The organism is Exiguobacterium sp. UBA5002 (assembly GCF_002396765.1).
Lineage (GTDB): Bacteria > Bacillota > Bacilli > Exiguobacteriales > Exiguobacteriaceae > Exiguobacterium_A.
This window is the reverse complement of the sequence record NZ_DGYQ01000021.1, coordinates 1-317: the sequence shown is the minus strand read 5'-3', so window position 1 is coordinate 317 and position 317 is coordinate 1. Positions and strand designations below refer to the sequence as shown.

Annotated in this window: 1 protein-coding gene; it reads right to left on the bottom strand. The window is 47.9% G+C overall.

Annotation, left to right across the window (positions count from 1 at the left end):
* On the bottom strand, nucleotides 1–317 hold a 317-nt coding region (locus B4C70_RS05350; protein ID WP_290777488.1), incomplete at both ends, for a DDE-type integrase/transposase/recombinase.

The following is a 317-nucleotide window of genomic DNA, read 5'->3' as shown; positions in this document are numbered from 1 at the left end:
TAGATAATAACTTTCGCACTTCAACGCTCCCCAAAAGGACTCCATCGGTCCGTTATCAATACATCTTCCAACCCGAGACATGCTTTGTGTAATGCCTGCTACGCGTGTCATATGACGAAACGCATGAGAAGTATATTGAAATCCTCGATCACTATGAAGCAAGGGACGACTTCCCGGTGCGCCCTGTAGGGCGAGTTCGAGAGTATCGAACACGAGCTGATTATTATTGGAGTGCCCAAGAACGAAGGCACGGATGGATCCATCATATAGGTCTAGTATGGCGCTCAAATATGCCTTCTGAGAGGCGCCGTACTTCA